The following is an 8,152-nucleotide window of genomic DNA, read 5'->3' as shown; positions in this document are numbered from 1 at the left end:
CCCCGGCCACCGCCCAGATCCAGACCAACGTGGCGGGCTGCAACACCCGCAACCTGGTCCGCGTGACCAAGGGCAACCCGGACGGCATGAGCAACCCGTCGACCTCGGGCTACGATCCGGCCCAGTTCACCAACAAGCTGCCCTACTCGGTCGCCGTCGCCTTCAACGGCTCGGCCCCGAACTCGGCCGCGGCCCAGGCCGGCTCGTTCAACGTCGACGCCAGCGAGCAGACTGACTCGCAGCTGCACGGCGCCTGGAAGTCGGTGTTCACCATGAACGTCAACGTCCCGCCGCCGTCGCTGTCGCTGCTGGCCGGCACCTACACCGACACGGTCAACGTCACCCTGACCGTTCAGTAAGCCCAACCCGCCCCGGAGACATCCGTCTCCGGGGCGGCCCAGGGGGCACCGGGTTGAGCAAGTTTTTAACCTGCTGAGAGCCAACTAAAGCAGCAGGACTGAAGTCGGCGGGGCACATTATGATCAATCACGCGACACTGGCGCAGATCGGCGCGCGGGCGGCTCGGCCTGTCCGTCTCCTGCTTGCGCTCACGACGATCGCACTGGCGACCTTCGCCACCACAGCGGACGCCATGAGGGTGTCTCCGATGGTGGTCGAGATCACCACGCGCGGCGCCGGATCCTCGGCCCGCATCGAGGTCCAGAACGTCGGCTCAACCGCCCTGCCGTTCGAGACGCGGATCACCCGTCTCGAGTTCGGCGAAGACGGCGAAATGATCGAGACGCCAGCCGACGAGGATTTCCTGGTCTTTCCGCCGCAGGGCATCGTTCCCGTCGGCGGCCGTCAGGTCGTCCGCGTCCAGTGGATCGGCGATCCGGACCTGGCCCTGTCGCGCGCCTACTATGTCGGGATCCACCAGATCCCCGTGGATCTCAGCGGAGACGGGGAGGCTGCCGCCGTGGGCGGGCAGCTGCAGGTCGTCTACAATATGAAGTCTCTCCTGACGGTCGCCCCTCCCGGCGCCGAGCCGCAGGTTCGCGTCATCTCCGCCACGCCCACGATGGTGGCCGCAGCGCCCCAGACCGCTGTGGAGGTGGACCCCGCGCTGGGGGGCGCCGCCCCCGCGCCGGAAACACAGGAAATGCGCCCCGGCGTCTCCGTCGAGCTCCGCAATACCGGAACCCGCTACGCCATGATGAGCGCAGCCGACTGGACGCTTGAAGGAACGGGCGTTGACGGCGAGCCGCTGCGGGTCGTGCTCAGCGCCACCCAGGTGAACGAGGCGGTCGGCGTCGGCTATCTTGCGCCCGCCGGGGGCCGGCGGACCTTCGATGTGCCGACGGGTCAGGCCTTTGCCCCGGGTCGACCGATCAGGGTCAGCTTCTCGCGATGAAACGGCCGGGGATATCGATCCTGTTGATTGCGGCCGGGCTGCCGCCCGGGCTCGCCCACGCCTTTTCGGACGCCGCCGCCGACGCGGATCTGCCCATCGTCACGTCTGCCCGGTACGGCCTGACGGGCGTGTTCGACGAGGCGCTGACGGTGGGGGCCCCGCTCGTTCTGAGGCAGGATCCCGCCCCTCAGGCCGCAGGGTCACTGATCGTCCCGGGGGACGCATCGCCGCCGCCGCCGCCGCAGGACGCGCCGCCGGCCCGGCCTGTCGACATCAATCCCTACGACCGCGACCTCAACCTCACGGTCCCGCTCACCTTCAACCGGCGGACCCTGGGGGAAGTCGACGTCCTGCTCACCCGCGATGACCGCTTCATCGTGGCCAGCGCGAGCTTTGAGGAGCTGATTGCGCCGCTGCTCAACGAGCAGGGGCGGGCGGAGCTCGCAGGCGCGCTGGAGGGCCGGGACGGTTTTGAGGCCCGTGATCTGGCGAGCATCGGAATCGTGCTCGACTATGACCCGACCGCCCTGTCCATCCTCGTACTTCGCATTGATCCCGCGAAGCGGGCCACCCAGTCTCTTTTTGATGGCGGCGAGCCGGAGGAGCCGGCGCTGGCTCCCGAACCGTTCAGCGCCTACCTCAACTCCACCGTCGTGGCCTTCCGGCGCGATCCGGCCGGATTCAACGGCGCCTACCCGACCCCCAGCGTGTTCCTGAACGGGGCCGTGCGCTACGGCCATGGCGTCTTCGAGTTCGACTTTCAGGGGCGCGAAGAGCAGTTCCTGGGGACCTACGAAGTCGATCGCCGCTATGCCCGACTGGTCTACGACCAGCCGGAGGATTTCCGCCGCTGGACCCTGGGCGATCTCGAAACCGAGACCCGCAACCGGCAGGGGTTCGTCAACATCGGCGGGGTCGGCGTCACCCGCCAGACCCGCAGGTTCGATTCCTTCCGCCCGGGTTTCCTGGCCGGCAATCGTGAGTTCATCCTGCAGTCCGAGTCGACCGTCCGGGTCATTCGCAACGGGGTCATGCTGCAGGAATTCCGTCTCGATCCCGGTCGCTACGACATCTCCAACCTGCCGCTGCTGACCGGCAGCAACGACGTCGAGCTCCAGATCGTGGACGACGCCGGCCGAAGCTCGTCGGTGGCGTATCGATCCTATCTGGATGCGATCGACCTCGAGCCCGGGGACTATGAGTACGGCGCCTTCCTCGGCGTCACCTCGCCCTTCACCGTCGGCTCGCCCGACTACAGCAGCGGCGACCTCGCCTTCACCGGCTATTTCCGCAAGGCTTTCGTCGACCGCCCGGCGATCGGCGTGGGGCTCCAGGTCAGTCCTGACGTCCAGATGCTGGATGGCGAAACCCAGTATATCCTCGCGGCCGGCCAGCGGCTTTCATTCGACGCAGCGGTCAGCAACGGCGATCTGGGCTTCGGCTACGCCGGCGCCGTCACCTACGATTTCCTGATCGATCGCGGCGAGGTCGTGGACCAGGCGCTGCTGCAGCTGGACTATGTCTCCCAGGAGTTCGCCAACCTCGGCAATCCCCAAGGCAATAGCCCCATCGCCTTCACCCTCACGGGCGCCTATTCGCGCGCGTTCAGCGATGATCTGTACGGGCAGCTGCAGGTCTCCTACCAGGGTGGCCGCAATGGCTTTGAGGACTCCTATCTGGTCGGCGCCGATCTCGCCTACCGCGTCACCGAGACCCTCACCGTCCAGGCCGGCGTCCGCTATCAGGAGGTCCCGGGCGGTCCGATCGATCGCGACGATTTCGGGTTCAACATCGCCCTGACCTGGCAGCCCCGCTACGATCGCCGGCTGGATGCGCGCTACGACAGCGCCAGCAAGAGTGGTTCGGTCAGCTACGGCCAGTCGGTCGACAACCATGTCGGCGCATTCGGATACAGCGGACAGCTGAACTACAGCGACGGGCCGGTGAACGCGAGCGGATCGGCCACCTATATCGCGAACCGCTTCGACGCGACCCTGTCCCATACGGCTTTCGGGCGCGACTTCGAAACCGTGGGCGACGACCAGGTCACCGCTGCGGCGGTCAGCAGCAGCATAGCCTACGCCGGGGGCAAGGTGGCGATCGGCCGGCGCATCGGCGACAGCTTCGCTATCGTGCGCGGCCACCCCACGCTGGAAGGCCGACAGGTGATCACCGGCGACAACCTGGAGGGCGGCCGCTATCAGGCCTCCAGCGGGGCGCTCGGGCCCGCCTTGGCGAACTCGCTCGCCTCCTATTACAACCAGTCTCTCCGCTATGACGTCGTCGACGCTCCCTCGGGCTACGACCTGGGCGAGGGCATCATCCGCGTCCACCCGTCCTACCGGAGCGGCTACAGCCTGGAGATCGGAACCAACGCCTTCGTGAGCGCGGTGGGATCGATTGTCGGGCTGAACGATGTTCCCCTGGCCCTGGTGTCGGGACGCGTTCGTCCCGCGGACGATCCGACCTCGGCGGGGGAGCCGTTCTTCTCCAACTCCGTCGGCCGGTTCGCCATCCAGGGCCTCGAGCCGGGCAAGTCCTATCGGGTCGAGCTGTTCACCACCCCTCGCCAGGTGTTTGAGTTCCAGGTGCCGATAGACAGCGACGGGCTACTCAACCTGCAAACCATCTCGATCCAGGTTCCCGTGAGCTGATGGGAGATCCAGCATGACCGCAAGACGTGTCGCCGCCATCCTCGCCCTGTGCACGGCCGCCGGTCTCGGCTGGTCCTCCATCGCCGCCGCCCAGAGCCCAGCTGGCGTTCCCGTCGGGTGCCGGCTGCTGATCGAACCCGGCGCCTCGCGCTGGACGATCGAATCCTACGACCCCTTCTCGGGCGCCCCGGCCTATGGTCAGTTCCAGATGACCTGGATCAACCAGGGCGACAAGGCGTGCATCGGCGATCCCACCGTCACCACCCGGGGCGAGGCCTATGGTCTGCGCAGCCAGACCCTGCCGTCCTCCGACCTTCTGCGCTACGGCCTCGTCAACGAGAGCACTGGCGCGGACCTGACGCCCTACACGAGCTCATGGAACGGCCAGTTCAACGGTCCGCCCCTGCGGGTCGAACCTGGCCAGCGCGTCGTGCAGACCTTCGGGCTGTCCGTCGACGTCGAGGACTTGGGAGGCGACGGCCTCTACCAGCAGACCGTCGCTGTCGGTCTGCGCCGGCGCAACAGCGTGATCCATGAGGCTGAGCGCGACGTCACCCTCGCCATCAATGTCCGGCCCTCGGCGGTCATGGGGCTGACGGGAACCTTCCAGCGTCAGAACGGCGTGGCCAGCATCAACCTCGGTGAACTCACGCCCGGGCGTACCAATGATCCGGTCAATCTGTGGGTGCGGGGCACCCGCGGGTACCGGGTCGTCGTGCAGTCCCGCAATCAGGGAAGACTGGTGCAGTCCAGCGGCGACTGGGCGGTGCCCTACGCTATGAGCCTGGGCGGCGTGCCGATCGATCTGATCAATCCTGCCCCCTTCCAGTCCACGCCGGGTCCTGGCCTGCGAAACGACACCTATCCGCTCGTCGTCACCGTGGGCCAGACCGCAGGTCAGCGGGCAGGGCGCTACAGCGATCTCCTCACCCTGACGCTGGCCCCCATGTAGGGCGGAGCTGGCGAAGGCGCTTGCGATCAGATCGGCTGGATGGTGAGAACCATCACCACAGGCGCCTTCAGCGTGGTCTTTTCGAAGCGGTAGTCCACGCTTCTGATCTGGGCGATGCCGGAGCGCCGCAGCAAGACGTTGCCGCTGTGCGGCAGCTGGATCTGACGATCACCATAGTGGAAGAGGGCGTCCTCATCCCCATCCAGCGTGCGGTAGCTGGCATGCACGGCGAAGCCGCCCGGGCTGTTGCAGGCCTCAACCACCCGACCCGAGCCTGTGTCGCTGTTGATCGGTCCGCCCTCGGGCCGGACCCAGCAGGCGACCGGCACGCGAGCCACCAGGCGATAACCCGCGTTTGGACCTGCCGCGGCCGCGGTGGGGAGAGCCGAGGCGCCGAAGAAGAGAACGGCGCCGACGAGCAGGCCCTTCTTGAAGGTTCGCATCCCGCACCTGATCAAAGGTTTCAGTCTGCATTGTTTGTACGGGATGCGGTTGAAGTTGCTCTTAAGTCCTATGCTTAGCGTTTCCCCAAACGCTATCCTTAGCGACCTGCCACCGAGCGTGCCTAACGTCGAGTAAACCCTGTGAAGGGCGGCCCTCGCCGCGAGACTTCGCACGAGCCTTGCAATAGCGGCTTGGGTGACATTCTCTGTGCCGGGATGGCACAGGGGGAGGGGATCATGTCTGAGGTGATGACCGTCCTGGTCCTCATATCCGTGCCATTGGCGGCGGCCTGCCTGTTCGCGTTCGTGCGCCGACCGGTTGCGGCTCGACCTGATCGCGCTTCACACAAGCCCCGGGACGTTGGAGCCCGGGGTGACGCGAACGTTCCGGGGCAGGCGACCCCAGGGGCGGCGCCCCATCCCTCCGTGGGGGGCTCCGCATGATCCGGGTCGCGATCCACCTTTCCGCGGGCGACAAGGTCTGGCGCTGGAGCTTGGTCCATGGGGACGCCGAACTCGCGGAAGGCAGCGCCTGCGACGGGAACGAAGCGCTTGCAGCGGCCAAGGCGGTGGCGGCCCGCCTGCTCGACTCCAGCCTGGAAGCCGAAATCTGCAGTCCGAACTGGCGACGCAGCACCCTCCTTGGCGCTTCGGTCGGCGCCACGCCGCCAGACAGTTCCCCTGCCGGGAGAGCGGACTTGCCATCGGCCGCCGAGGAGCGAGAACTGCGCCAACAGGGGGAAGTCGCAAATGGCCAGAGAGACCTTGATGATCCGTCGCTCCGGACATGAGGTCCTGTTGGTGACCCGGTTGCGGGCGCCTTCGGGCCAGGTGGCGGCCGAGCGCACAGTCCGGATCGCAAAGGATCCCCAGGAGGCCTTCTCGCGATCCGCAGCGGACCCGGCCGGGGACCGGGGCCTCCTTCACTAGGCCGCAGCATGCACAATCCTGACACCGGTCGCCTGCTCGAGCGCATCCTCCACGCGGTGCGGCACGATTGGCTTTACTTCGTCGTCGTGGCGGAGCTGGTCCTCATCTCGGCTCTGACAGGCTGGCTGCTTGCCGGGGTCGGGACCTGATCCGTCACGCCAGCGCGAGCCGGTCCGCCGCCTCTTCGCGCGACAGGAGGCGGATCTCCGTCTCCAGCCGCACCACCACAACGTCGCTTCCAGGGCCGAGCCCAATCGCCGCCAGGTCCGCGGCTCGGAGCGTCAGACCTCCCGATGCAGCGACCTGACGGATATCAAAGGCCTCCGCCTTCAGGCGCCGCCGTCGGGGCGCAGGGCGTGCGGCCCGCCCTTCGGCGCGATCGCGCGCCAGGCTGCTGTAAACGTGGTTTGTGCTGATCTGCAGGCGCTGGGCGATCGCCCTGCCGCTCATTCCGGTCTCGGCAAGCTCCCTGATCGCGGCGGCCTTGCTCGCCGCCGCCGGCGGATTTCCGCTGCCTGCCATCCCAAGCTCCGCTTCTGATCAAGAACGCCTTGTAGCGCAGCCTTAATCCATGGTTAAGTTCGATGGTTGCCCTAAGAGGGTGGCGGCGGAGTCAGGCTGCGGAATGGCCCCGTCGCCGCCTGCCCGTCTCAGTAGCGGCTGCGGCGCACAGCGCCGTCGCGGCCATCGTGCCAGCGAGACGGATCCGCGCGGGTGTCGCCATTGTTCGTGTCCGTGTTGGGGTAGGCCGGGTAGTAGCCGCCGGTCGCGCCGACCGTGCCGCCCAGCGGGTCAGGACCGGCTGAGAGGCAAATCTCGGGCCCCGGCGCGCCGTAGAGGTTGGCCATGAACTCGACAGTGGCCCGCTCGATCAGGGCCCGCACCGCCAGTTGCACCGGCTCCAGTCCGCCTTCGCCGGCGGAGATGTCGAAGACATTGCCGTTCAGGAAGTCGAACACCCCCGCCGAGATTTCCCGACCGATGATCTGCTTCTGGTAGGAGATGACGTCGACCACCTCGAGCGTGGTGGTCTGCACAAGCCTCAGATCGATGGCCACGTTCATGACGAAGGCCTTGCCCGAGAAGGCCGTCGACAGCGGCGTGTCGGTCTCGACCTGCCCGGCGGCCATGTCGAAGCCGCCTGAACGGATGTTGTAGTTCACCTCGGTGATGCCGCCGATGATATAAAAGTCGGTGCCGGGGACCGAACCGGCCAGGATGCGGCGGTACTGGACGTCGTCCGCGCCGCCCGCGCCCTCGTCGCCGATCAGTCGGTTGTTGGCGTAGCGCAGCTCCATCTCGGAGACCGAGGTGTCGTAGCGTTCGACGATGCGCGCGCCGGACTTGGCCAGGGCGGTCATGGCCATCAAGGAGGCGCCGCCGGTGATCTGGCGTCCACCGTCGGCCGACACCGTGCCGGTGTAGTCGCTGATCCGGCCCACCGCGATGCGCGGGGAGGGCAGGTTGTAGCGTCGGGCGTAGTCCGCCATGCAATAGAGGGCGGCGGAGTAGGGCGTCGGGTTGGCGATCACCGGCGCATTGCCGATGGGCGTCGCATAGGCGCCTTGCGGGCCGGCCGACGAGGAGATGCAGCCCGACAGCAGGGCGGGGAGGACCGCCAGCGCTCCCAAACGTCTGATCGGGCCCCGCATCGCCGCCTCTCCCTGCCTGCTTCGCCGACCAGGAATCGACGAAGAAGGTTAACAGCTTGGTGACATGGCCGCTCGGTTAGCGTAGCTGTACCCGGGCCGGACCGACGCCCCAACTCCCCGTCCGGCAGGACGACCTGCCTGTTGAACCTTCCGGGCGGGTCGTCCCT

9 protein-coding genes are annotated in these 8,152 nt (G+C 67.3%); 6 read left to right on the top strand and 3 right to left on the bottom strand.

What is annotated here, in order from left to right:
- The 4 genes from BM333_RS15990 to BM333_RS11520 all read left to right on the top strand — a co-directional run.
- On the top strand, positions 1 to 359 hold a 359-nt coding region (locus tag BM333_RS15990; RefSeq protein ID WP_218151455.1), incomplete at its 5' end, for a hypothetical protein.
- Positions 360 to 478: 119 nt separating this feature from the next.
- A complete protein-coding gene (locus tag BM333_RS11530; protein ID WP_092311518.1) occupies positions 479 to 1,354 on the top strand; it encodes a fimbrial biogenesis chaperone in 876 nt (291 codons plus the stop codon).
- A complete protein-coding gene (locus BM333_RS11525; protein ID WP_143105818.1) occupies positions 1,351 to 4,008 on the top strand; it encodes a fimbria/pilus outer membrane usher protein in 2,658 nt (885 codons plus the stop codon). The genes BM333_RS11530 and BM333_RS11525 overlap by 4 nt, the downstream gene beginning before the upstream one ends.
- A 13-nt stretch (positions 4,009 to 4,021) precedes the next feature.
- A complete protein-coding gene (locus BM333_RS11520) occupies positions 4,022 to 4,960 on the top strand; it encodes a hypothetical protein (protein WP_092311512.1) in 939 nt (312 codons plus the stop codon).
- Positions 4,961 to 4,986: 26 nt separating this feature from the next.
- Here BM333_RS11520 and BM333_RS11515 read toward each other — a convergent pair whose 3' ends face one another.
- Positions 4,987 to 5,403, bottom strand: coding sequence for a hypothetical protein (locus tag BM333_RS11515; protein WP_092311509.1), 417 nt, complete (start codon positions 5,401 to 5,403; stop codon positions 4,987 to 4,989).
- Between the two features lie 440 nt (positions 5,404 to 5,843).
- Between BM333_RS11515 and BM333_RS15695 the strand changes: the two genes are divergently transcribed.
- The gene (locus BM333_RS15695) at positions 5,844 to 6,194 is read left to right on the top strand and encodes a hypothetical protein (RefSeq protein WP_143105817.1); all 351 of its coding nucleotides are present in this window, start codon (positions 5,844 to 5,846) and stop codon (positions 6,192 to 6,194) included.
- Between the two features lie 147 nt (positions 6,195 to 6,341).
- Positions 6,342 to 6,482, top strand: a complete 141-nt coding sequence (locus BM333_RS15985; RefSeq protein ID WP_177221877.1) for a hypothetical protein — start codon at positions 6,342 to 6,344, stop codon at positions 6,480 to 6,482.
- Between the two features lie 4 nt (positions 6,483 to 6,486).
- Here BM333_RS15985 and BM333_RS11505 read toward each other — a convergent pair whose 3' ends face one another.
- On the bottom strand, positions 6,487 to 6,855 hold the full coding sequence (locus tag BM333_RS11505; RefSeq protein ID WP_092311503.1) for a helix-turn-helix domain-containing protein: 369 nt from the start codon (positions 6,853 to 6,855) through the stop codon (positions 6,487 to 6,489).
- A gap of 128 nt (positions 6,856 to 6,983) precedes the next feature.
- Positions 6,984 to 7,985 carry a holdfast anchoring protein HfaB gene (gene hfaB / locus BM333_RS11500; RefSeq protein WP_092311499.1) on the bottom strand — a complete coding sequence of 334 codons (1,002 nt, stop codon included), beginning with the start codon at positions 7,983 to 7,985 and terminating at the stop codon, positions 6,984 to 6,986.
- Positions 7,986 to 8,152: the final 167 nt, after the last annotated feature.

Origin of the sequence: Brevundimonas viscosa (assembly GCF_900116065.1) — a bacterium.
GTDB lineage: Bacteria > Pseudomonadota > Alphaproteobacteria > Caulobacterales > Caulobacteraceae > Brevundimonas > Brevundimonas viscosa.
The sequence above is the reverse complement of the archived record's forward strand: the minus strand, read 5'-3'. Positions and strand labels throughout refer to the sequence as shown.